19 protein-coding genes, 1 tRNA gene and 2 pseudogenes are annotated in these 23,688 nt (G+C 48.6%); 17 read left to right on the top strand and 5 right to left on the bottom strand.

The annotated features are described in order from the left end of the window. Positions 1-28: 28 nt before the first annotated feature. From tssC to G8S19_RS03520, 9 genes and pseudogenes are all read left to right on the top strand, one after another. Positions 29-1,558, top strand: a complete 1,530-nt coding sequence (gene tssC / locus G8S19_RS03480) for a type VI secretion system contractile sheath large subunit (protein ID WP_003024445.1) — start codon at positions 29-31, stop codon at positions 1,556-1,558. A 23-nt stretch (positions 1,559-1,581) separates the two neighbouring features. Continuing rightward, positions 1,582-2,589 (top strand): annotated as a pseudogene (gene tssK, locus G8S19_RS03485) (type VI secretion system baseplate subunit TssK); the annotation flags it as partial. A gap of 47 nt (positions 2,590-2,636) precedes the next feature. Next, positions 2,637-3,077: an SUMF1/EgtB/PvdO family nonheme iron enzyme gene (locus tag G8S19_RS03490; RefSeq protein ID WP_253686066.1), complete on the top strand. Its 441-nt coding sequence runs from the start codon at positions 2,637-2,639 to the stop codon at positions 3,075-3,077. An 11-nt stretch (positions 3,078-3,088) separates the two neighbouring features. After that, complete coding sequence (locus tag G8S19_RS03495; protein WP_115642850.1) at positions 3,089-4,057, top strand: formylglycine-generating enzyme family protein; 969 nt, start codon at positions 3,089-3,091, stop codon at positions 4,055-4,057. A gap of 42 nt (positions 4,058-4,099) precedes the next feature. Then, positions 4,100-6,430, top strand: coding sequence for a hypothetical protein (locus G8S19_RS03500; RefSeq protein WP_124021407.1), 2,331 nt, complete (start codon positions 4,100-4,102; stop codon positions 6,428-6,430). After that, on the top strand, positions 6,430-7,266 hold the full coding sequence (locus G8S19_RS03505) for an SUMF1/EgtB/PvdO family nonheme iron enzyme (RefSeq protein ID WP_253686068.1): 837 nt from the start codon (positions 6,430-6,432) through the stop codon (positions 7,264-7,266). The genes G8S19_RS03500 and G8S19_RS03505 overlap by 1 nt, the downstream gene beginning before the upstream one ends. 6 nt (positions 7,267-7,272) lie before the next feature. Beyond that, on the top strand, positions 7,273-8,121 hold the full coding sequence (locus G8S19_RS03510) for an STY4528 family pathogenicity island replication protein (protein ID WP_253686070.1): 849 nt from the start codon (positions 7,273-7,275) through the stop codon (positions 8,119-8,121). A 134-nt stretch (positions 8,122-8,255) separates the two neighbouring features. Next, the gene (locus G8S19_RS03515; RefSeq protein WP_253686072.1) at positions 8,256-8,798 is read left to right on the top strand and encodes a hypothetical protein; all 543 of its coding nucleotides are present in this window, start codon (positions 8,256-8,258) and stop codon (positions 8,796-8,798) included. After that, positions 8,761-9,897, top strand: a complete 1,137-nt coding sequence (locus G8S19_RS03520) for a hypothetical protein (RefSeq protein WP_253686074.1) — start codon at positions 8,761-8,763, stop codon at positions 9,895-9,897. Before G8S19_RS03515 ends, G8S19_RS03520 begins: the two co-directional genes overlap by 38 nt. Before the next feature lie 104 nt (positions 9,898-10,001). Here G8S19_RS03520 and G8S19_RS03525 read toward each other — a convergent pair whose 3' ends face one another. Beyond that, positions 10,002-10,790 carry a hypothetical protein gene (locus tag G8S19_RS03525; RefSeq protein WP_253686076.1) on the bottom strand — a complete coding sequence of 263 codons (789 nt, stop codon included), beginning with the start codon at positions 10,788-10,790 and terminating at the stop codon, positions 10,002-10,004. Between the two features lie 161 nt (positions 10,791-10,951). Between G8S19_RS03525 and G8S19_RS03530 the strand changes: the two genes are divergently transcribed. The 7 genes and pseudogenes from G8S19_RS03530 (at position 10,952) to G8S19_RS03560 (ending at position 17,312) form a co-directional block, all read left to right on the top strand. Next, positions 10,952-11,704, top strand: coding sequence for a PFL_4669 family integrating conjugative element protein (locus G8S19_RS03530; RefSeq protein WP_253686078.1), 753 nt, complete (start codon positions 10,952-10,954; stop codon positions 11,702-11,704). Further along, on the top strand, positions 11,691-12,254 hold the full coding sequence (locus G8S19_RS03535; protein WP_253686080.1) for a hypothetical protein: 564 nt from the start codon (positions 11,691-11,693) through the stop codon (positions 12,252-12,254). The genes G8S19_RS03530 and G8S19_RS03535 overlap by 14 nt, the downstream gene beginning before the upstream one ends. Continuing rightward, positions 12,251-14,254, top strand: coding sequence for a DNA topoisomerase III (locus G8S19_RS03540; protein ID WP_253686082.1), 2,004 nt, complete (start codon positions 12,251-12,253; stop codon positions 14,252-14,254). The genes G8S19_RS03535 and G8S19_RS03540 overlap by 4 nt, the downstream gene beginning before the upstream one ends. A gap of 298 nt (positions 14,255-14,552) precedes the next feature. Beyond that, entirely contained in the window at positions 14,553-15,182 is a 630-nt protein-coding gene (locus G8S19_RS03545) for a hypothetical protein (RefSeq protein WP_253686084.1), read from the top strand. Positions 15,183-15,518: 336 nt separating this feature from the next. After that, a pseudogene (locus tag G8S19_RS03550) lies at positions 15,519-15,769 on the top strand (DUF3577 domain-containing protein); the annotation flags it as partial. Next, positions 15,768-16,229, top strand: a complete 462-nt coding sequence (locus tag G8S19_RS03555) for a hypothetical protein (RefSeq protein ID WP_253686086.1) — start codon at positions 15,768-15,770, stop codon at positions 16,227-16,229. The pseudogene G8S19_RS03550 and the gene G8S19_RS03555, both read left to right, overlap by 2 nt. Positions 16,230-16,349: 120 nt before the next feature. Further along, positions 16,350-17,312 carry a site-specific integrase gene (locus tag G8S19_RS03560; RefSeq protein ID WP_253686088.1) on the top strand — a complete coding sequence of 321 codons (963 nt, stop codon included), beginning with the start codon at positions 16,350-16,352 and terminating at the stop codon, positions 17,310-17,312. A gap of 222 nt (positions 17,313-17,534) precedes the next feature. Here the strand turns inward: G8S19_RS03560 and G8S19_RS03565 are convergent. Continuing rightward, positions 17,535-17,610: transfer RNA gene (locus G8S19_RS03565), tRNA-Phe, on the bottom strand. A gap of 105 nt (positions 17,611-17,715) precedes the next feature. Beyond that, a complete protein-coding gene (locus G8S19_RS03570) occupies positions 17,716-18,423 on the bottom strand; it encodes a DUF554 domain-containing protein (protein ID WP_253686090.1) in 708 nt (235 codons plus the stop codon). A gap of 469 nt (positions 18,424-18,892) precedes the next feature. Between G8S19_RS03570 and G8S19_RS03575 the strand changes: the two genes are divergently transcribed. Continuing rightward, entirely contained in the window at positions 18,893-21,028 is a 2,136-nt protein-coding gene (locus G8S19_RS03575; protein ID WP_253686092.1) for an ornithine decarboxylase, read from the top strand. Positions 21,029-21,080: 52 nt separating this feature from the next. On the opposite strand, the gene G8S19_RS03580 is transcribed toward G8S19_RS03575, so the two are convergent. Together G8S19_RS03580 and mltC are read right to left on the bottom strand one after the other, a co-directional pair. Then, positions 21,081-22,337 carry a nucleoside permease gene (locus tag G8S19_RS03580; RefSeq protein ID WP_142879079.1) on the bottom strand — a complete coding sequence of 419 codons (1,257 nt, stop codon included), beginning with the start codon at positions 22,335-22,337 and terminating at the stop codon, positions 21,081-21,083. A 210-nt stretch (positions 22,338-22,547) separates the two neighbouring features. Further along, complete coding sequence (mltC, locus tag G8S19_RS03585) at positions 22,548-23,633, bottom strand: membrane-bound lytic murein transglycosylase MltC (protein ID WP_049001609.1); 1,086 nt, start codon at positions 23,631-23,633, stop codon at positions 22,548-22,550. Between the last annotated feature and the right edge of the window lie 55 nt (positions 23,634-23,688).

A 23,688-nucleotide genomic window follows, 5' to 3' on the forward strand; every position in this document is an offset into this window, starting at 1 on the left:
AGTAAAGGATCATAAAAGGAATATGTTGATGTCTGTTCAGGAACATACCTCTTCAGTCGCCACCACCACGACCAGTGAACGTAGCGTTTATCAATCCCTCTTTGACAAAATTAATCTTGCCCCGGTTTCGACATTAAAAAACGTCGATGCGTGGCAGAGCGATGAAGCGCTATCTGATGCCGCTCCGGCTGAACGCGTGACCGCTGCGATTCAGGTTCTGGTCTCATGTCTGGCGGATGCTGCGCAGCCCCTGGAACGTCTGGATAAAACGCTGCTCGATGAGCAGATTGCTCGCCTGGATAAGCAAATTAGCGACCAGGTTAATGAAGTTATGCACCATGCTGAATTTCAAAAACAAGAATCGCTCTGGCGTGGTTTGCATTCGATGATCACCGGCATCGATTTTCGCCGAAATGTCCGTGTAGAAATGATGGATATCAGCAAGGATGCGCTGCGTGATGATTTTGACGACGCGCCGGAGCTTATCCAGAGTGGGTTATACCGCCATGTTTATATTGAAGAATATGATCAACCAGGCGGCGAACCCATTGCGGCAATGATTTCAGCGTACGAATTTGATAACAGTCCGCAGGATATTGCACTGCTGCGCAATATTTCTGGCGTGTCGGCTGCTTGCCATATGCCGTTTATTGGTGCCGTGGGGCCGAAATTCTTCCTGAAAGAAAATATGGAAGAAGTCGCGGCCATAAAAGACATCAATGATTATTTCGAACGTGCTGAATACATCAAGTGGAAAGCATTTCGTGATAGCGATGATTCACGCTACATCGGGCTGACTATGCCGCGTGTGCTGGGTCGCCTGCCGTATGGCCCAGATACGGTGCCGGTACGCAGTTTTAACTATGTTGAAGAAGTTAAGGGGCCGGATCACGAAAAATATTTGTGGACCAGTGCCTCTTTCTCTTTCGCTGTGAACATGGTGAAAAGTTTTATCAAGAATGGCTGGTGCGTCCAGATCCGTGGGCCACAGGCGGGCGGCGCGGTTAAAGATTTGCCTATCCATTTGTACGATTTAGGTACAGGTAATCAGGTGAAAATCCCGTCTGAGGTAATGATTCCGGAAACCCGCGAGTTTGAATTCGCCAACCTCGGTTTTATTCCGCTTTCTTATTATAAGAATCGTGATTACGCCTGCTTCTTCTCTGCTAACTCGGCTCAAAAACCTGCACAGTTTGATACTCCGGAAGCGACGGCTAACAGTCGGATTAACTCACGTCTGCCGTATATCTTCCTGCTTTCTCGTATCGCTCACTACCTGAAAATCCTGCAGCGAGAAAACATTGGCACGACTAAAGATCGCCGTCTGCTTGAGCTTGAACTTAACAACTGGCTGCGCAGTCTGGTAACCGAAATGACCGATCCTGGCGATGATTTACAGGCATCACACCCGCTGCGTGATGGGCGTGTCGTGGTGGAGGATATTGAGGATAACCCCGGTTTCTTCCGCGTGCGCCTGTACGCTATTCCGCATTTCCAGGTTGAAGGTATGGACGTCAGTCTGTCGTTAGTTTCACAAATGCCTAAGTCGAAATCTTAACGACGCAGCGCACAGGAGGTGCGATGAAGATCTATCGTCCGTTATGGAGCGAGGGGGCCTTTCTGGCTCCCCAGCAGTTTCAGCAACAGACTCGTTGGGATGCCTATGTCGCTGACGTTGTGGCTCACATGTCACTTTCATCACCGTGGGGCGTCATCAGCGCGGAGTTTGACGAAAGTGCGCTAACGGTTTCCCGTTTGAATCCCGTTAATCTGGTGGTGCGCTTCCCTGACGGTACGTTAGTGGATACAGGTATTTCAGATAACCTGCCTCCGGCGTGTGATTTATCGCACCTTACTGGTTACAACAGCGTTGATATCGTGCTGGCATTGCCGCTGCTTTCGGCTAATGGCGGTAACCTTTCATCAGGCAACGGCGTTAGCCGCCCGTGTCGCTGGCAGCAGGAATGGCTGCCAGTGCAGGATCTCGCAGGCCAGGAGCAGACTGATATGGCGGTGCTGCGGCATGCTATTACCCTCCGGTATGCCCACGACGATAACAGCGCTTATCTCACCTGTCCGGTAGCTTGCCTTATTCGTAATGCTCAGGGGCAATGGGAATTAGGGCACGATTTTTTACCACCCTCGCTTTCACTCTCAGCGAGCCCCTCATTAATCAATTCGCTCGGTGATTTGGTACACCGTATCCAGGCCCGTTGCCGCCGTCTGATGGCCTTGCGCCGTGAAAGTAATGAACGAATGGCGGATTTTGCGGTAGCAGACGTTTCATTGTTTTGGCTGCTGAATGCGCTTAATAGCTCGGAGCCTGTTCTGAAAGAAATGCTGCAAAACCCAGGTCGTCACCCCGAGCTTTTGTGGCGGGAGTTGGCGCGGTTAGCCGGCAGCCTGCTGACCTTTTCATTAGAAAATGATGTCAGCGTTGTACCTCCATACCAGCACGCAAATCCGCAGCAGGTATTCCCGCCACTGTTTGCACTGCTGGTGGAACTACTGGAAGCCAGCCTGCCATCTCGCGTTGTCGCGATTGAACTGACGCAGGAGCGACAGTTCTGGTATGGCGCTCTGTCGGATACAGCGAACACAGCGTTGAGCACATGCTCTATAGCCGGGGTAAATATGTGGTGGCGCCCACCGATGACGGCACGATACGTATAGAAAACCGCAAGGGCATCAACATTGCCACTGAGCTGGATACTGAAGAGTATGCCAAAAAGACAGGCTCAACCCTCAAGTGGCTATCCCCGCTTCCACGTGATTTCCGTCCCCCCAATCCGCTGGGGATTTACGACATGGCCGGAAACGGCTGGGAGTGGATGAAGGACTGGTATGACCCGGAATACTACAGCCATTCGCCGGTAAAAGACCCGCAGGGCCCGGAGCAGCCGGTATTCAAAGACCCGGACGGGTACTACACGCGGGTGCTGCGCAGCCAGGACTTCTCAGGGCCGGGGCGCGGACTGACCATGGTGCGCTATAAAGCGGACCCTGAAAGCAGACCATATCTGCCAACCGACAAAACCGTGCGCTGCGCCGTTAACCACCCGAGTCCGGTGAAGTGAGGTCTGTGATAATGAAAAACGACAGGTTGTGGCTGTGCGCCATTGCGATAGTCGCAGCAGCTGGCTGCGATCAAAACCCCGCCTCAGTCAAACCCCTGCACAGTGCGGAAGACCAGGCCCGGCTGCAGGAGTTTGTGGCGCAGATAAAGTCAGAGCAGGTATTTGTGGAAGGCGGTGAATATCTGATGGGGGATTTTGGCGAAGAATATGGCGTGGAAAAACTGCAGTACGACGGGCATAAAGACAGCAAGCCTTTGCACAGGGTGGAGTTAAGCAGCTATTCGCTGAGTAAGTTTAAAACCAGCAACCAGCAGTACCAGTTTTATCTGGCCTGGAATGGCCTGAAGGGCCGGGAGGTCAAGGGGCGTTTGAGCGGGAGGGACTGGAATGACAGGAGACGGATCCCGGATACGCCAGCCCGCGTGGACTGGAACGAAGCGGAGCGGTACTGTGCGTGGCTGGGAGGGGTAACGGGCCTGCCGTTCTCGCTGCCGACGGAGGCGCAGTGGGAATACGCGGCGCGTAGCCGGGGTAAATATGTGGTGGCGCCCACCGATGACGGCACGATACGTATAGAAAACCGCAAGGGCATCAACATTGCCACTGAGCTGGATACTGAAGAGTATGCCAAAAAGACAGGCTCAACCCTCAAGTGGCTATCCCCGCTTCCACGTGATTTTCGTCCCCCCAATCCGCTGGGGATTTACGACATGGCCGGAAACGGCTGGGAATGGATGAAGGACTGGTATGACCCGGAATACTACAGCCATTCGCCGGTAAAAGACCCGCAGGGCCCGGAGCAGCCGGTATTTAAAGACCCGGACGGGTACTACACGCGGGTGCTGCGCAGCCAGGACTACTCAGGGCCGGGGCGCGGGCTGACCATGGTGCGCTATAAAGCGGACCCTGAAAGCAGATCATACCGGCCAAGCGACAAAGCCGTGCGCTGTGCAGTGAACCACCCGAGTCCGGTGAAGTGATAATTTATTAATTTATGCATCTGAATAATCAGGGAAAAGATTATGAGCGGTTCAAACACGCCAGCAGCAGATCATCAAACGAGTAAGGTTGAGTCAAATGTAAAAATTGTGATTGTCAAATCTTGTCAATGCTATTTCAGGATTGACAAATTACAATTGATTTTTATTGATGAAGCGGATGCCAGCGTGTTTGAAGTTGCTATGAGCAAACTGAGCGACCTGGTAAATAAACAACATATTGCAAAAAATAAATACTCTCAGGCTATTGAAAAATATGGTGTGCAGTTAAAGGATACTGCCAATAAGGACAGGTTGCCCGAACTGGAAAATGAAATATCAAAGGCTGAAGGTGAGCTACAAACGGCAACTAAAAATCTACAGCAGGAGTTGGGGGATTTCAATGAACAAAGTGGGTATAAACCTATAGTTGAGCTAATACCCATTGAAGATATTAAGAAGCGAGCTTTTGGTCGATTTTATTCATATGTTAAAGAAGAAGACTATAAGAAGTTTGAAACAAAATTCACAGTGATTTCCGTGGATGATTTTAGTGGTGATAATATTTTCACCAAAGATGAAGATAATAATATTATTGGTATCGATATAAAATCTTTATCAGAGAAGTTGAAAACAGCCAAGGAGAAGATTAAACAAATGATGGATCGCACAATGACTGTCGGTGCAAACATCAAATTTGAGAAGACATTAACAGAATGGGCCGAGGTATGGAACGATAAAAAGTATAAGCACACGGGTGAATATATTGATGTTTCTGCGGGTGCTCAATTTATGCGTTTGACAGCGAATGCCTCCACGCTTAATAGCTGGGACCCTGATACCGGACAAGTGAAAATAAAAGGTGAGGCTCAAGCTGAATTAACCGTTTTCTCTGGAAAAGTAAACTCCACACTTTTTGTTCCCGACCGGACCGGCTGGCCGCTTAAATTTATGATTAATGATAAGGAAGAAGCCAATATTGGTGTCCTGAGGGCAAAAATAGAAGGGAAATTGACCGGGTATGTTGGCGCATCAGCCAAGATAGAAGCCAATCTGCAGTTTGTGACATACAACCAAAAACAGTTGCTAATGGGGAATCGCACCAAAAGTTCAACATTTGTTGAACGAAAAGAAGGCGTAAAAGTTAAGGGCAATAAAGGCAAAGCAAAAAAAGGACTGGAAGTAAAAGCGGAAGCCTTTGGTGGTGCTAAAGTTGGCGCCAGTTTAGGTGGAACATTACAGTGGCTGAAACCCTTTACTTCACTGGTGGCGGAAATCCCGGCCATGTTAAAAAAATTAGGTCTTGAACCAGACTTAATGCTTGACGCCTCGGCAATGGATAAATTAATTCAACTGCAAAATCAAAAAGAAAAGAATAAAAAGAAAGAAGAGCATTTAGGTGATTTCCAGGATTTTGGTTCGCTTAAAGTCGGTGGCGAGGTTCAGTTAGGCGCTGGGGCCAGCGGTGAGTTTAGGGTTCGTTTTGTTAAAGGAAGATTCAGGTTCCATATGCATGGCAGTTTGTGTTTGGGCCCCGGCGCGAAGGGACTTGTGGAGGGTGAGATTACTCCCGAGCTGTTTATGGAATTCGCCGTATGGGTTATCTATCAACTCTATGGCATGGACTATAAGCACTGGGTGATTATTGAGGAGGAGGCGTTTAATGCCTTGTGGTATATTTTATTGATGGATAAGGAGAAAAAATACAAAGAGTATTATGATAAGATGAAGGCTGATTTTGATGATGTTCTCAAAGATTTCTCTGGGTTTATTAAATCAACGTTTACAGAAATTATGACGGCAAGAGACCAGTCGGCAAAGCGCAATAAATTTGCGCTTAAAATTAATAGCAACCCTGGCAATGTATATCTTTATTCGCCTGAGGCAAAAGGTGCTACCCTGTATCTCCTGACCTTAGACGGCGCCTACGATCGTATTGATATCAATAACCAGGGTGATGGTATTATCCCGGATACCAACCATGAACGAAAAAAAGCGGTATTGTTTATTTTGTCCAGTATTCAAACCAAACGGGAGTGGAAAAAGGTGTTGACGCGTATTACTGCAACGGGAACGGTGTATCCCGGTAATGAGGACGCGATTGTAAAAATGGCGCAAAAGAATATCCGGATATTCCTGCAGACGGGCATTGATAGTGATGACGAGCTGGATAATATCATCGATAAACTAGAGTTGCGAGATTTCGATGAACTGGTGTCGCGTTTAAAGGAAAAACCAACCTACGGTTATTCTTTTTCGCCAAATTGCAGCAAACAATACAAATTACATTGTGATGATAATCCATTTTATAGGTCACTGTGCCATTTTGTGCCGGTTGATCCTCAGTATCAGCAAAAATGGGAGAGTAACGATTAATGGAAAAAAAACGAATTTATAAATATAGCCTGGCGTTGTTGCTGTTGCTGAGCGGTTGCGATAAACCGGAGCCTGCGGCGCAGGATAACGCTGAATTAGCACACTACCTGCAACGCATCACCGGCGATCTGGTGTTTATTCCGGGCGGCACGTTCTGGATGGGGGATTTTTGCTCCCGCACGCACGGTGAGGGGGCGCGCTGTTCACCGGAAAAAGATACCAAACCCGTGCATGAAGTGACGCTGAACAGCTATTCCATCGGTCGTTTCAAGGTGACCCATGAGGATTACGCTTTTTATCTGAAAATGGCGGGATTACCTGCCCAGCAGTTTGATAAAGAATGGCGGAATAAAATCCTGGCGGACATGACCCATTTTAAAAACAGTCCGGCGGTGGTGTCATGGACTGAGGCCGAGAATTACTGCCGCTGGCTGAAAAAGAAGACGGGGCTGCCGTTTTCCCTGCCGACGGAAGCGCAGTGGGAGTACGCGGCGCGTGACCGGGGTCAGTATATTCTGGTGGCAACGGATGACGGCGACTGGCGTGAGGATGAGAAAACCGGGCGGGGGGAAAACTACGCCACCAGCGAGGACCGGCAGGCTACGGAAGAGGCGACCGGCGTGGAAAGTTCCTTGGTGCGTTATGCCGTCGATCGCTATCCGCCGACCCCCGGCGGGCTGTACGGCATGGCAGAGAACGGCTACGAGTGGGTGAGCGACTGGTATGACCCGGACTATTACGCGAAATCTCCGCGCCAGGATCCGCAGGACCCGGAGAAGGGCGTCATCCTGGATGAAGATAATGGGCAATACATGAAGGTCCGCCGCGGAGGTTAGCTGAGCTTGTGCAAACGTGTCAGAGATAAATCCGGGCGTATTCGTGGGAATATTTATGCCCAGCACGATGAGCCGCTGGGGTTGTTTGACGCGGAATATTTCGATCCTGGTTGGCTTGATGCTGTTGCTGATGCCTGCCGACACACCAATAAAACGATACGCCTGACAGCGCTGGCCGTTTTGCAGGATATCAAATCCGATAGCCGTATGCGTCACCGACACTCACGTGTTGCGCTGATAGAAGCCCGGTTATCCGCGCCACAAACTCCGCGGGAAATGGTGTTATCACGGCAGAAGAAAATCCCCAGTTCTGAAACCGAACCAGGTCAAAATACACAGAGTTCGGAATCCGAACTTGGCGTTCTAAAAGGGGATATTTTACCGGGTTCGGATTCCGAACTAAGCCGGAAGTCAACGGATGGCGGCTTAGTTCGAAAATCGAACCGTTACGTACGTAGTTTTACACAGAGTGTAAAAGATACGTACGTAGGGAGCGAAAGTCGGTTGTCATGGCCGACGGTGGTAATCGAACGGCTGAACACGACTGACCGGGGTATGCTGGAGCAACAACTTAGTGCGTTATCTGACGGACTGGGACAGCGGATGTTGGACGATCTGGCTGGCCGTATGAAAGCGACAGAGGTCAGGAATGTCACGGCCTACCTGCTGGCGAATCTGAAGCGGGCAAGGGAAGGGCAGTTTAACGTTGGTGATACGGGGGCAGTACATCCGCCTGCAAAGCCAAAATCGGTTGTAGTGCCACCATCTGCTGGGAAAAAAGAGGTCAAACGTGCCCGAAGAGAGTTTGTATCCGGTGTGATGGCTGAGATCCGGGAGCATTATTTCAGGTCATAATATGAACAGTATTGACAGTGTTGACAGTGTTGACAGTGTCAACAGTGGTAGTTGTTGAGCTTTACCTCGGGATGTATCATTCCAAAGACTGCTGTGAAATGACGACGTACATAATATATTTATAAGGAAAAAAAGTGAGTAATTCGACCAAATATCATTGGACTGAGGAATATCATGACACTTTGAAGGATATGAATCCTAATGATGCAATTAAAGATGTCGAGAGTATGAGTGATCATGACGTACTATATAGAGTTAATATGCGAAAGTTTCAACAGGACTATATAGCGGATTATCTTGAGTATTTATGGGAACTCAGCCCTAAGGATTTCTGGCGTCATATTGAAATTATGTTTTCCGATGAAACAGAACTTCTATTATCTGATAATATGAATTTTGTTTCTATTTTATGTAATGAAGTTGCCCCTGTGTCAGTAATAAATAGTGTTGTGAAATATACTGTGGATAAATGGATTTGTGATGGATTCGAGACGATTAATGAATCTTTATATAAGGATGTTTTATCTGAAATAATCCAAGAGCAAAATAAACTTTCAATTTCAGGTATTAAATTAATAGATATCTACCCTAGTGATCAATCAGGAATGGATGAGTTAGAGAAAGCATTCAATGAAATAATTGGTAGAGAAATACGAAACTCCTATAAAAATTGGTGATATCATGGTTCAATACAACTCATTCACGATTGATTATATCTCTGGGGTAATTAATTGTCTTGATATAGAGTTAGATAATGATGGGAATGCCATTATTTTTCCTGATGATGTGTCTGTTGATAAGTTGAGTGCCTTGAAAGAACATTTCAGTTCTATATGGGAGAGGGCGAATAGTGCTATAGATATATGTGTTCAAAAGCATGATGCTAAGATTCAATCTGGAATGTTCGGGTTGGTTAATGATTTTAAAAAGGCAATGCAGATTGGTTTTTTAATATCGGATCGTGTCGTATTAATTGATTACTTATATGAAAGAATATTAAATAGAAAAGATTTGGCGAAAGTTAATATTCCTCATTTATGCACTGTCGTTACTGAGCTCGCTAGCTTACTACCTCTTGCTCAGACTGGTCGTGTCGTTATTATACCCTCTCCTTTTCAGTGGCATGAAGAATCGAAGAGAATGATGGTCGAATGCATTAAAAATGATGTAGAGATTAATGTAAATATTATGTCATTTATTAACTTGTGGTCGATTACTAAAAAATGCAACTTACACCCTTATACGATTGCTGAATCTAAAGATAACTATGATGAATTGATGTCAGTCAATATTACATCTAGTAAAATACTAACAAAAACCTCATTAGATTATGCATACAAAGGTCTGTTAGGCGCTCTTCTAACAGAAAGTATGTTAGTGAAAGAGGGGTTTGTTACTATGGATAGTATTTCTCTTTCTGACTTTCAAGAGATAGTGCAATCTGAAAAGAAATTTCATTATGAATTTCTTAATAAAATAACCTCTGGAGGAGAAATTGATCTTAATGAAGTCGCTAATGATATAGAAGATGCTATTGCTGAAGAGATAAAAAATGCAGATAAAAATGTATTGAAAAAATATCTTCCCCAAGCAATTGCGGCCTCTTCTATCGGTAGTTATGGCTTGGCTTATTTTTGTGCTGCGTCCTTGCCTCTGACTGCAATGGGGTCGGTGCTGGGTATTTCTTCTACGATTCTTGGGTTATTAAATAGAAATAGTGAAAATAATGATCCTATTGTTAAAGTTTTTTGCGAGTTGAGAAAGCATGGGTTTTAGCTTACGCGAAAAAATAATATCAAATATAATTGAAATGGTTATGTAGGTAAAGTTAATGGGGTGTTCTATGGGCGATATGATTTTTATTGCCCATATATTTTGAACTATTTATTATTCGGAGTTTTTTTATGTTCGTCAAGTAAGTCAAGACATAACTCTGCACAAATGATTGCATGTTCAGCAGCATCTTGCTCGATGGCTAGAATATTATGCGCAGCACTATTCCCCTCCTCCCTTAAACTATCGGCTATATAAAAAAGATGATGCTCAAATTTTTCTACATCAATATGTTTGTATACATTATTTCTGTCTATATCTTCCCTTTTCTTTTTATTGTTCCTGATCTCTGGTACTAATAGATCTTCAAGCCTTTTTGCTAATGAAGGTATTTTGTTTTCCTTATCAGATTTATCCGTGTTATAAGGGTTTTTTATTCTCCATATTTTTTGAGTCTCAATATCAATTATCTTTCTACAGACGATACCAACAGCATCCCACGCGCTAATTTTGAAACAACTTTTGGCTTGGGTCAGAAGATCATATGGTGACGTAACTGGAGGGGATTCGAAATATTGGGGTGGTTCAATAGGTGGAATATCAAAATCAATAATAATATCGTCATTTTCCGATAGTGTGAGTGTTTTGTTAGCATAACTTTCAAGTTTAGATTCTTGGGTAATCTTATCATTATTGATTGAAATATTTGCGGTGACGTAATTTTTACAATGGTCACAGTAGGTTGCAACTGAGAAAGCGTGAAAACAAAATGTCTTCCACTCATCATGATGAAAAATATCGTACGCCAAAGCACTATTTTCAGAACTGATTGCTAAAGCTACAAAACTTTGTTTTTGACTGCACTTTGGGCAAGTTGCATTAAAATTCAATTTCATTATTCAAAACCCCATGTAAAGAAACATGCTCGACCATCTTTACTGTAACTGATATCTATCCGTGAGGAATTAGTTATTATTTGTTTATGGTTTTTTATTGTGATCAGTTTCAAAAATCCCTGACTATTTCCATTTCGTACCCCCTTATCGGATGGATTCCTATGTCAGACAAGTCAGAAAAGAAAGCCGGTGCACTGTATTCTGAGTTGCGCATCGAGCTACACACTCAATACGCCATTAGCACCTGGAGCGGGCGACCAGCCTCGGATGGTAAGCCTTCTCTCATCGGAATGCCGCTATTTTTCCGGCTCATTTCCCGGATTAACCGCGATTCACTGACGGATAATCCGTGGGCAGATGCGGCCCTGGTGGAAGTGGAAACACTGCTGGAGACAGCCAGCCAACAGCTCCAGACATGGCTGAACGATATTGATGCCCTGATGGCAATGCTGCCTGCTAACGCTTCTGTTTCCGGGGTCACCTCTACCGCACCGCTGAATATCGGCGTTCACAGCCATACTCCTCTGGGATACCGCTGCGTTTATCTCCTTGTTGGATTCGACCAGCTTATTCTGCGTGTCTTTCAGGCTCACCATTACGGTCTGATGTCGCTGAAAGAGCGCAAAGCCTGGCTACATCGCGGTAGCCATCAAATTCGCCGTATCTTCTCGGTTGCCCTGCGTTACCGTTCTCAACCCGTTACCCGCCAGGATATTGCCTCAAATAATGATGTTGCCCGACAGGCTATCGAACAATTGGGGGATCTGGACAGGGCGATCCTGCTGGGAACCCGACGTTCTCGCTTTTCTCCGACAGTAAGCGCCGAAAGTATTAAGGCGCTGAAAGCCGCTTTCAAACGTCAGTCACGCAAGGACAAAGAAACAAAGCAGGAGGTGCCGGATGATCAGCAATAAAACTGCTTTTACTGGGTTGTTCATCCTGAGTACCTGCCTGAGTGGCTGTGCGAGTGTTGACAGTGTCAACAGTGCGATAAACCAGATTAGTAGTGGGATATTCTCAGTCGGTTCCGCACCTGCAGACAATGGTCCGGTAGTGTTGTCGAAAGGCATACCGCAGGCCAGCCACAAAATAGCGCAGGAATACCGTTTTCCTGTTGACGTTGATACGGCAGCGGCGCGGGTAAAACGCTACTACGGATTTATCTCGGCTGAAGAAGTGGCGCAGCTGCGTAACAACGGTACGCAAAGTGGAGGATGGACTGCCGCTTCAGCAGTCGATGGGGCATGGGTATGGGATGGGCAACCCGGGAGCTATTACAAAATGGGCCGTGACTGGGGAAGTGAGAATTCCAGCGACAGCATTCAGGTCGAGCTGGAGAAAAACGGTTCCGGTAGCCGCATGTATATCACCTTTCGTTCCGGTCTGGTCTCTCATGCCACGGCGGCGTACACCTGCAAATTATTTGAGAATATGAAGGGCGTAGCGGAAGGGACGACTCGATGAGGCTATTTTTGTGTGAAAAGCCCAGTCAGGGACGGGATATCGCTGCGGTACTCGGTGCGACAAAGAAAATGCCGGGCCATCAGACCGGAAACGGTGTGTGTGTGACCTGGGGTTTTGGTCACCTGCTGGAACAGGCCAGTCCGGACGCCTATGGTGAACAATTCGGTGTGCCGTGGCGTACTGACGTGTTGCCGGTATTGCCGACAGCGTGGCAAATGCAGATTAAACCTGATGCCGCAGCCCAGTTTGCCATCATCCAGAAACTACTGAAACAGGCTGATACGGTAGTGATCGCCACCGATGCGGATCGGGAAGGCGAGGTGATTGCCCGTGAAATCCTCGATTACTGTCACTATCAGGGGAAGGTTGAGCGGTTATGGCTCTCGGCGCTGGACGAGGCCAGCGTTCGCGCTGCGCTGACGGCGATAAAACCAGGCAGTGAAACGCAACCGTACTATCTGGCCGGATTGGGCCGTGCCCGGGCTGACTGGCAAATCGGCATGAATCTGACGCGTCTGTATTCGGTAAAGGCCCGGGAGAACGGCTATGGCAGCGTGTTATCCGTGGGGCGGGTACAGACTCCGACGCTCAACCTGATTGTGGAGCGGGATCGCGATATTGCGCAGTTTGTTCCGAAACCTTACTGGAATGTTGCGGCACAGCTGGCTGCGGGAGGGCTCGCATTTCAGGCGCAATGGGTGCCCGCGACAGCGTATTGTGACGAGGAAAAACGCTGTATCAACCCAACAGCGGCGCAGCAGGTGGTCCAGCTTTGCCAGAAAACCGGGCAGGCGAAGGTGACAGACGTGGAAACTAAAAGGGAAACCGAATCCGCGCCGTTGGCATTCGATCTCGGTACGTTACAGCAAGCCTGTTCCCGCCGTTTTGGCTATGGTGCTCAGCAGGTTCTGGATATCGCCCAGGCTCTGTATGAAACCCACAAAGCGACGACATATCCTCGTACTGACTGTGGCTATTTGCCGACATCAATGCGTGGAGAAATCGGGCAGGTGATGGCCTCGGTACAGCAAAGCGATCCTGCTTTATCTGCGATTATCTCGAGGCTTGATGTACAGCATGTTTCCCGCATCTGGAATGATAAAAAGATCACCGCACACCACGGCATCATCCCTACAAAGCAGCCTTGTGATCTGGCGAAAATGAGTGAGCAGGAGCGCAACGTTTACCAGCTTATCCGGCTGCATTATATGGCTCAGTTCCTGCCAAACCATGAAGTGGATGCCACTCGGGTTTCGCTGAATTGTGGTGGGCAGTTATTTAAGGCCAGCGGTAAGGTTGTAGTGGTTGCTGGCTGGAAGAGCCTGTTTGGTAAAGATGCTGAAGAGGATACAGACGCTGCTGGTGACAAAGCCCGATTGCCTGCAATGGCTAAAGGGAGTGCATGTCAGGTCACCGGCGCGGAAGCAAAACCACAGCAGACAAAACCGCCTGAGCATTATACGGAAGGGACGTTAATTGCGGCGATGAAGAATGCGGCGCAGTTTGTTACCGATCCGCGTCTTAAAAAGATCCTCAAAGAGAACGCAGGGTTGGGAACGGAAGCGACCCGGGCTGGCGTGATTGAAACGCTCCTGAAACGTGTCTTTGTGGTGAAGAAGGGCAAACACCTGCTGGCGACACCTATAGCTGGTGATCTGATGGATGTGTTACCGGCACAGCTTAAAGATCCGGGAATGACGGCGCTTTGGGAACAGTCTCTGGATTATATCGCTGAAGGGCGGATGTCGCTGGATGACTTTATGGCAAAACAATCAGCCTGGACAACGCAACTGGTGGCAAAGGGGCGGCAGCAGACGGTGAAGATCACGTTGCCGCCGTCTCCACCGTGCCCGGTTTGCGGTGGGGCGACTCGTCAGCGCACAGGGAAATCAGGCACATTCTGGGGATGCGCCAGCTACCCTGATTGCAATGGGATTGTGAACGTTGGGGCGAAGAAGCCCGCTCGTCGGCGGAAAAGTCCGGCAAAGAAAAGTGTCTGACTGGCTTTATGTTTTTGGTTGGAAGCGTGGCGTGAATTTGCTATTTTGCTGATGGCTTTGAAGTACCCCGCGACTGCGGTAATCCGATTTTTCGTTCCTACAGGCGGACGACTGGACAGTATAGCGACCCATTTTGTTACCTGGATGAGGTTGTAAGGCGTGACCCTCCGTGAAATTACACGTCGGCCAAAAAAGGCTCTGGCCCGGAGAAGTGACATTGACGATGAACCCGTGGTACAGGTTCAGAGGCTCGATACCAGGATGGGATTGGGCCTTTTTGTTTATAACGAGGTGGATCATGGAACGTTTGATAAAATCAAATTTACTAAAGGCTGATTTGATTGAAATTGATAAGCAATTTCAATCTGGTGGCATTAAAGGTATGACCGGAATCATACTCTTGAAACACTCATTTTTAACAATATCAAATGTCGTTGATTTTGAGAATACCATCCGAACTGTATATCGCCATCATCGTGGGCTATCAGAAATATATAAAAATTCAGAGGATGGGTATCTTTTTGTAAAATACTTAAGAAATAAGTTTATCGGGCATGTACAAAATGAGCTTTTAACAAAATCTATAGAGTGGAAACCTGAAATTAGGTATGTTTTGGATAAGCTTGATAATCCTGAAGTGATGTATGTGCTTAATCTATGGGTGCTGGAAACCGCCATTAACACGTATGTAAAGGAAGATGAGGCTAGAACTCATTATATATTTGAATCTGAAACGGATTTAATGTACCCGCCAGATATGGAGCGGTTTCTTTTATTTTTAGCCAAGGTCATTAAGTCTGCTATTGACTATTTAGATGCGCTAGGTGTGGCTTTGAACAGCGATTTGGCTATTCAAGATAATACAGAAGTTAATCTGGATTATTGGATGGTAGCAGGGAAGACAGAATTTCAACGTATTAAAAAATGATGCAATACCTTTACTTTTTTACATTGCTTTTTTGGGGGAAGTTGTGAACAATTATTACTCTTACCCCGTTGTCACCGACAACAGCCAATGTCCCGGTAATCTGAGAGGGACGCCTTCGGGTGATTGCCAGCCAAAATCGTCGTGACCTGAGAGACGATGCCTTCGGGCGGTAACCTTGCTTAACCTTTGAAAGCAGGGATCGCGGCAGCGATAAAGGTATACTTCAACCACAGACCGTCAGCGTCATACATTCGTGTATATCTGTCTGACACCCCAGCGGGAAAACATCCGACTGGGATGTTTCTCCGTCTATCGAATTTTTCCAGGAGAAACATCATGTCTACAGCATCTAAAACCACCACCGCTAAAGCTAAAAAAACAGTGCCAGCAAGAATGCCCCGGCTCCAGTTCCTGCTCAATCAGCAGCTCCGGCACCGATACAATCCAAACCACAATCCAGCTACTTTAATTTGCATATTGATGGGCTGGGTTACCTGAGCAATATTCGCGAAATTAATACCGCTACGGGTTCATTTCTGAGCTGTACGATTAACGCGTTACATGGCTCAACTGAAAAACCGGATTATGGCTACAACCCTCGACCAGATTCATCTGTTACTCACCATCCCTTTCAGCTCCACCACCGATTTTACGGTGTTAGCCGGGCACTGCGAAAACTTTGCTGAGGCTCTGATCGAATGCGATGACCCGGTGCTGAAAATGGCGCTCTGTGGCAGGATCAACACCTGCCTGACGTTGCTACAGCCCACACTGCTTGAACCTGTTCCTCCCCATCTCGTTGAAAGTCTCACTGTTGATACTCTTCCTGCCTGTTCTTCTGGTTTCGGGCCTGAATGCACAGAGGTTTGCCAGTATTGCCTCGCTCTGACGCAAACACTCTCCGGGCAGGGGTTCTCCTCTGAAACGGAGAAATACCTTAGCTGGCTATTGTTCGACCTGATCCATCACTTCGTAGCGGAAATAAAAGCCCCACGCTGGATACGCACTGCTGAGGGGGTGAAGTTTATCGATGAGGTAGCCGCATGATGTACCAGGACAAGGGACGCTGTTGGATGAGTTGGCATCTGACACTTGCCAGTAAGATTTTTACAGGCGATAACAATCCTGAGGATGACTTGTTACTTATTGTTATATAAGGATATTCTTATGGATGGTATTTCCTTTGGGCTTCTTACTGAACAGTATTTTTACAGCAAATCATTACGACCGGCGACGGAGTGGAGCTACCAGAAAGTGGTTCGCTCATTCGAAGGATTCACATCGTTTAATCCGACTAAGATCGATCACCTGACGGTGCTGAAATGGCGTCATACGGTGCTGAATGACCATAACTGCGCGACCCGAACGTGGAATAACAAAGTTGCCCACATGCGGGCGTTGTTTAATTTTGGCATCAAGCAGGGGCTTTTGCCGCAGACTGAAAATCCCTTCAATGGCGCGGTTGTTCGCCCTGGCACGAAAAAGAAGAAGACGCTGACACAGACGCAAATGGACGCGATGTACCGACTGATGGAACAACATCTGGACGCTGAGACAGGGAAGGGGAACAGCTGCATGTTCAATGGTCGCAGAAATGCGCTACTCCCGGCGTGGTTCTGGCTGACGGTGGTAAATGTTTTTCGTTATACCGCGATACGGCAAAACCAGCTTCTGCATATCCGGCTGGGCGATATCAATCTTGAGGAGAAGTGGATTGATCTGAATATCGAGGGAGCGAAAAACCATCGCGAGCATCGGGTTCCGATTGTTTCGTCGTTGTATCCATCGCTGGAGGAACTGGTGAGAAAAGCCGGTGAGGCAGGGATGGAACCGGGTGATCAGGTGTTCAATGTGGGTTGGTTCGACCTGATGAGAAAAAGTAAGTACCCGGAGGTGATGAACGAGTACCCGCTGAGAGCGTTCTTCCGGCGCTTATCACGGGAGTGTAAGTTTACGATTACGCCGCATCGGTTCCGCCATACGGTAGCAACACACATGATGAAATCACCTGAACGTAATTTGTACGCGGTGAAGAAACTGCTGGGCCATGTCAGCATCACATCGACGCTGGAATACATTGACGAAAGTGTTGATAGTCTGCGGGATATACTCGAAACCGAATTGATGTAGTGAGAATGGATTCAGGAATGGTGTCAAACGCTTACATTATTTGACATTGAAATGATTTCTTGCAAATATCAGACGCGAAAAAAACAGACTTGCTACAACAAGTCTGTTTCTCAAGAGCCTATTTTCAACAGCAAGTAACAGCGTTACATCGTGTTTTTACTGGCTCGTCTTCGTGTCCGTCAGTATTGCATCTTGCAAATCTGACCAACCGGCTTTGAATAGTGGTGCCCGGACTCGGAATCGAACCAAGGACACGGGGATTTTCAATCCCCTGCTCTACCGACTGAGCTATCCGGGCAACGAGGCGCATTAAACCCGATTCACTTCGTTTCGTCAACGAAATTTCTTCAAATCAATGCAGACTGCACAATCTATCACCACATTGCTGGTATTGCACGCATTCTCAGGCAAAAAATGCCGTCCATGCTGCGGAAAGCGGCATTGCCAGCAGCAGGGCGGGAAGCATATTCACCACCGCAAACATTTTGATTCCGCAAATACGTAGACCCGTCGCCAGCAACAGCAGTCCGCCTACCGCGCTGAAATCGGCCATCATGGCGGGCGTCGTCAGGGGGAAAATCAGTGTGGCGCAGGTGGCAAGCGTTAGCTGGATTGCCAGCATCGGCACGCAAATTGCCGATACCGCGATTCCTAATGAACAGGCAAAAATGATGGCCGTGAAGAAATCCAGAAATGACTTGGCGATTAAAATATTAGGATCGCCGGTCATCCCTTCATGGATCGCCCCGAATATCCCGGTCCCGCTGGCGCAAAACAGCACGATGATGGCCACATAGCTTTGGATAAAGGATTCGTGTGTTGCATTGACATCCGATTTGGTGAAAAGCTGTTGCGCTTTGGCAACCGCGGCATTGATTCCTTTTTCCAGATGGCAGAATTCGCCAATTAATGCACCGACCAGCGTCGCCAGAACCATCACCGGCAAGTTAGCGCATTTGATAACCAGCAGGATACCAATCCCCAACGAGCACAACCCGAATATTGAGGTCATTGAGATCCGAATACGTTCGGGTAAGTGCTGGCTGAGCAGCGCGCCAAGAACGCCACCGAGTAAAATGGCGCTGGCATTAATAAAGGGTCCGATTACCACGTTAGCTCCTGCATACCTATTATCGTATTGATGTTAAAGGCAATTACCTAGGTGAAATTATGTTTCAGATTGCATTATTATGCCGCTATTTTCAGACGAAATGTTTGTTTATCTGTGAGGTTTAAGCACAGGATTTTATCTTGCGCCTGTAGGTGAAAGGTGCCATGATTGCGCGAATTTTCTCCTGTCTGAATGGGGCTGCCTGGGATGACATTACTCCCCCTACATCGCCTTCAATATCGCCTTTTTGCGCGACGTTTGCCCCTTCCTGCGACTTATCTATACTCTCCCACCATGCGGTGAGGGCAGCGCACGCTCACTGCAGGATAACAGTAAAATCAGAGGCTATCTGCTTTTACTGATGTCTGGCGGTCGGGGCTGGTGACCAGTTTGACCTGTCATTTCGTGGGGCATAGCAATGCGGCTTTGCCCGGGACTTTTGATTCTCCCGATACGGGTTTTTGCGCTTATGAAATCAATGAATATTGCCGCCAGTGGTGAACTGGTTTCCCGTCTGTCTACTCATCGCAAGGTGGTGACGCTGGACAGTACCGATTTTACTGACGTCGCGGCAGTCGTCATTACCGTTGCGGACAGCCGCAGTGGGATCCTGGCTTTGCTGAAACGCACTGGTTTTCATATACCGGTGTTTTTGTTCGCAGAGTCTGATGTCGATGTACCTGCGGGCGTTAACGCGGTGATTCGCGGTCAGGCTCAGGACTGGCTGGAGCTGGAGTCTGCTGCCTGTCAGTATGAGGAAGAGTTGCTGCCGCCGTTCTATGACACGCTTACCCAGTATGTCGAAATGGGGAACAGCACGTTTGCCTGCCCGGGGCACCAGCACGGTGAGTTTTTTAAGAAGCATCCGGCGGGTCGACATTTCTACGAGTTCTTTGGCGAGAACCTGTTTCGCGCGGATATGTGCAACGCTGACGTTAAGCTGGGAGATCTGCTGATTCATGAGGGATCAGCGAAACATGCGCAGAAATTTGCCGCGAAAGTTTTCCACGCGGATAAAACCTACTTTGTGCTGAACGGGACTTCTGCGGCGAATAAAGTGGTGACCAATGCGCTGCTGACGCGCGGCGATCTGGTGTTGTTTGATCGCAACAACCATAAGTCCAACCACCACGGCGCGCTGATCCAGGCAGGCGCGACGCCGGTTTATCTGGAAGCAGCGCGTAATCCGTTTGGCTTTATTGGCGGCATTGATGAGCGCTGCTTTGATGAGGCGTATCTGCGCCAGCAACTGCGTGAAGTTGCGCCGCACAAGGCTGACCAGCCGCGCCCGTTTCGTCTGGCTATCATTCAACTCGGTACCTATGACGGTACGATCTACAATGCCCGGCAGGTGATCGACAAGATCGGTAGCCTGTGCGATTACATCCTGTTTGATTCTGCCTGGGTTGGCTACGAGCAATTTATCCCGATGATGGCCGATGGGTCACCGCTGCTACTGGAGCTCAATGCTGACGATCCGGGGATCTTTGTCACCCAGTCGGTACACAAACAGCAGGCCGGATTCTCGCAAACCTCGCAGATCCACAAAAAGGATAACCATATTCGTGGTCAGGCGCGATTCTGCCCGCACAAGCGTCTGAACAATGCGTTTATGCTGCATGCTTCCACCAGTCCGTTTTACCCGCTGTTTGCGGCGCTGGATGTGAACGCCAAAATCCATGAGGGCGAGAGCGGTCGTCGGCTATGGGCGGAGTGTGTGGCGCTGGGGATCGAGGCCCGTAAAGCGATACTTACCCGCTGTAAGCTGATTCAGCCGTTTATTCCCCCGGTAGTCGATGGCAAACCGTGGGAAAGCTATCCGACGCCGGTGATTGCCAGCGAGCGCCGCTTCTTTAGCTTTGAACCGGGTGCTAAATGGCATGGTTTTTCCGGCTACGCGCGCGACCAGTACTTCGTTGATCCCTGCAAGCTGTTGTTAACTACTCCGGGCATTGATGCGCAAACCGGGCAATATACTGAGTTTGGTATTCCGGCGACGATTCTGGCGCATTACCTGCGTGAAAACGGCATTGTTCCGGAGAAATGTGACCTTAACTCGATTCTGTTCCTGCTGACCCCGGCAGAAAGCACCGGGAAACTGGCGCAACTGGTGGCGATGCTGGCGCAGTTTGAGCAGCATATTGAGGACGATACGCCGCTGGCAGATGTGCTGCCCACCATCTTCAACAAGTATCCGGTACGCTATCGGGATTACACGCTGCGTGAACTGTGTCAGGAGATGCACGATTTATATGTCAGCTTCGATGTGAAGGATCTGCAAAAAGCGATGTTCCGCCAGGAGAGTTTGCCTGCCGTGGCGATGAACCCGCAGGATGCGAACCGCGCCTTTATCCGTGGTGATGTGGAACTGGTGCGTATTTGTGATGCCGCAGGTCGCGTTGCGGCAGAAGGTGCGCTGCCTTATCCTCCGGGCGTGCTGTGCGTGGTACCGGGTGAAGTCTGGGGCGGGGCGGTGCAACGTTATTTCCTGGCGCTGGAAGAGGGCGTAAACCTGCTGCCGGGCTTCTCACCGGAGCTGCAAGGTGTTTACAGTGAAACGGATGCCGACGGTATTAAGCGTTTGTATGGATATGTTGTGAAGTAAGCGCAAAAAAAGCGGGTTACCTTTTGGCAACCCGCTTTTCTCTGCGTAAACGTTAGTGTGCGATAGTCTGCGTGCCAGTCGGAACGCGTACGTGTTTGTATTTAAACAGCGCCACGAAGGCAAAAGCCAGTACCAGCGAGTAGCCAGCGAAGATCAGCCACACGGTCTGCCAGTCGGTAATACCGTTCAGCGTATAGTATTCAACCACTTTACCGCTCACCAGACCGCCAAGAATACAGCCGAAGCCGTTGGTCATCATCAGGAACATACCCTGTGCGCTGGCGCGGATTTCAGGGCGAACCTCTTTCTCCACGAATACCGAGCCTGAGATGTTGAAGAAGTCGAAGGCGCAGCCGTAAACAATCATCGACAGAACCAGCAGCACGGTACCGAACGGTGTCGGATCGCCGTAGGCAAACAGGCCGAAGCGCAACATCCACGCCACAATACTGATAAGCATCACGTTCTTAATACCGTAACGGCTCAAGAAGAACGGGATGGTCAGGATAAACAGCGTCTCGGAAATCTGCGAGATCGACATCATCACCGAGGCGTGTTCAACGATGAAGCTACCGGAGAACAGCGGGTTGTTATCGAAGCTGTGCAGGAAGGTATTACCGAACATATTGGTAATCTGCAGCTCAGCGCCCAGCATCATTGAGAAGATAAAGAAAATCGCCATACGCTTGTTTTTAAACAGCGCGAAAGCATCCAGGCCCAGCATGGACGACCAGCTCTGGTTTTTCTGCTGGTTAGCCACCGGAATATGCGGCAACGTCAGCGTGAACAGCGCCAAAACAACGGACAGCGTCGCACCGATATACAGCTGCATATGACTCAGCTCGAAGCCGGAGAAGCTCACGCCCCACATCGCCATAATAAAGCCAATGGTGCCCCAGATACGGATTGGCGGGAAGTCTGTAACGATATCCATCCCGGCTGACTGCAGGCGATAGTAAGAGATGGTGTTGATTAACCCCAGCGTTGGCATATAGGCCAGAGAGTTAAGCAAGATTACAAAGAACATGGCGCCTGGGGTGGTGACTTCGGCTGCGGCGAACAGCGTTGCTGCGCCGACCAGGTGACAAATGGCGTACACCCATTTCGCACTGATCCATTTGTCGGCCACGATCCCTAACAGCGTAGGCATAAACACGGCGGCGATCCCCAGCGAGCTATACACTGCGCCAATGGATGCACCATCGAATTTTAGGGTGACAAACATATAGGAGCCGAGGGTAGTGAGCCAACTACCCCATAAGCAGAACTGCAGAAACGAGAGCACTTTCAGCTGCAGCTTAAGATTCATGTTAATTTCCTCACACCGTGATGCGGATGAATGTTTTAAAAGGCACATTTGCCGGGGCTTGATGATGTGATTCTATCAACGAGAGACACTCTTTTTTTGTTACCTGTGACAAATATTTGCAAACAATTTCTGATTGCAAAGCAAAAGAGTGATGGGGTTAACACTTTACCCTCTTCCGGGCCCCGTTTACCGGGGCAGAAGAGGGATATATTAGCGGCGTCGATATGATTTTTGGGCGGAATTGACCTTGTAAAGGTATCGGCGTGATTCAGCAGACGGATGTCGGGTGGTCAGCGTTTGATAAACGTCCCCCGGGGTCATGCTGTTGATAATATTCGCAGCCTGAATTTTATCGTTCGAGAAAACGCGCAGCACGCTGCCCGCACCGCCGTTATACGCCGTGATCACCGCGTAGCGTCGGGACGTTGGATTATCAATGCCGCCTAAATAGACATTGTTGAGCATAGCCAGATAGGCGGTACCGGTATCAATGTTGCTGGCCGGGTCAAACAGGAAGCTACGGCTCGGTGTGCCGGAGCGCCCTTGCGAGCGAAACACATCTTTCCCGGCGCTGTGCTGTACCACCTGCATCAGTCCCAGCGCATCGGCATGGCTGACCGCATACGGGTTAAATGAGGATTCGGTTTGCATGATGGCCAGAATCAGCGACTCATCGACGCCATACTTACGCGAAGCCTGACGCACCATGCCGACGTATTTATGTGCGCGCTTATCAAGGTGGTTCGGTACCAGGTTGATGGTCACGCTATAGATGATGCGAATACCGTTGCTGCGGCTTTTCAGGCGTGTTTTCAGCAGATAGTCAGCGAAATTGGTGGCGCGTCCCTCCCAACGAATGGGCTGGCCGGTATTATCGACCACCTGCCCGTACAGGAACGGCTCTTTGGAAATCTTGATGTCGTCGACATCGGAATAGAGATCGATAGAACCCGGATCATCCCCCATCAGCAATGTCTTGATAATCGCCCGACGCAGGTGTCCGGCGGGATCTGTCCCGGCAATGGTCTCGACGGTTATCGTACCGTCATCAAAGTTGATATGGCTGCGGGTTTGATACTGATCGGTATACTTTACGTAGTCCTTCGGACCCGCAATCAGCACTTCCTTAAACCCCCACAGATTCTCAATGTTATGGGCAAATTGCCCCATCAGAATATCAAAACCGTTGGTATCCTTGACCCAGGCTTCGTTATAAGAATCGCCTTTTTTGGTCGAACTGGAACAGGAGATGAGCAACGGCGCAATAACGGCAAGCGCGAGAAATTTTTTCATCATTCCGGGAGTGCGTGTTGTGTTTGTTATTTGCAAGGACCAGATTAAATCGTAGGCC

The sequence above is a fragment of the Citrobacter sp. SX206 genome, from assembly GCF_024181025.1.
In the GTDB taxonomy this organism is placed as follows: Bacteria; Pseudomonadota; Gammaproteobacteria; order Enterobacterales; family Enterobacteriaceae; genus Citrobacter; species Citrobacter youngae.

Excerpts from the sequence above, each read along its gene's own strand:
- G8S19_RS03540 (WP_253686082.1), top strand. The coding sequence starts at position 12,251 with ATGAGGCTATTTTTGTGTGAAAAGCCCAGTCAGGGACGGGATATCGCT.
- tssC (WP_003024445.1), top strand. The coding sequence starts at position 29 with ATGTCTGTTCAGGAACATACCTCTTCAGTCGCCACCACCACGACCAGT.
- G8S19_RS03525 (WP_253686076.1), bottom strand. The coding sequence starts at position 10,790 with ATGAAATTGAATTTTAATGCAACTTGCCCAAAGTGCAGTCAAAAACAA.
- G8S19_RS03555 (WP_253686086.1), top strand. The coding sequence starts at position 15,768 with ATGGCTACAACCCTCGACCAGATTCATCTGTTACTCACCATCCCTTTC.
- G8S19_RS03500 (WP_124021407.1), top strand. The coding sequence starts at position 4,100 with ATGAGCGGTTCAAACACGCCAGCAGCAGATCATCAAACGAGTAAGGTT.
- G8S19_RS03545 (WP_253686084.1), top strand. The coding sequence starts at position 14,553 with ATGGAACGTTTGATAAAATCAAATTTACTAAAGGCTGATTTGATTGAA.
- G8S19_RS03495 (WP_115642850.1), top strand. The coding sequence starts at position 3,089 with ATGAAAAACGACAGGTTGTGGCTGTGCGCCATTGCGATAGTCGCAGCA.
- G8S19_RS03560 (WP_253686088.1), top strand. The coding sequence starts at position 16,350 with ATGGATGGTATTTCCTTTGGGCTTCTTACTGAACAGTATTTTTACAGC.
- G8S19_RS03535 (WP_253686080.1), top strand. The coding sequence starts at position 11,691 with ATGATCAGCAATAAAACTGCTTTTACTGGGTTGTTCATCCTGAGTACC.
- G8S19_RS03580 (WP_142879079.1), bottom strand. The coding sequence starts at position 22,337 with ATGAATCTTAAGCTGCAGCTGAAAGTGCTCTCGTTTCTGCAGTTCTGC.
- G8S19_RS03575 (WP_253686092.1), top strand. The coding sequence starts at position 18,893 with ATGAAATCAATGAATATTGCCGCCAGTGGTGAACTGGTTTCCCGTCTG.
- G8S19_RS03505 (WP_253686068.1), top strand. The coding sequence starts at position 6,430 with ATGGAAAAAAAACGAATTTATAAATATAGCCTGGCGTTGTTGCTGTTG.
- G8S19_RS03530 (WP_253686078.1), top strand. The coding sequence starts at position 10,952 with ATGTCAGACAAGTCAGAAAAGAAAGCCGGTGCACTGTATTCTGAGTTG.
- mltC (WP_049001609.1), bottom strand. The coding sequence starts at position 23,633 with ATGATGAAAAAATTTCTCGCGCTTGCCGTTATTGCGCCGTTGCTCATC.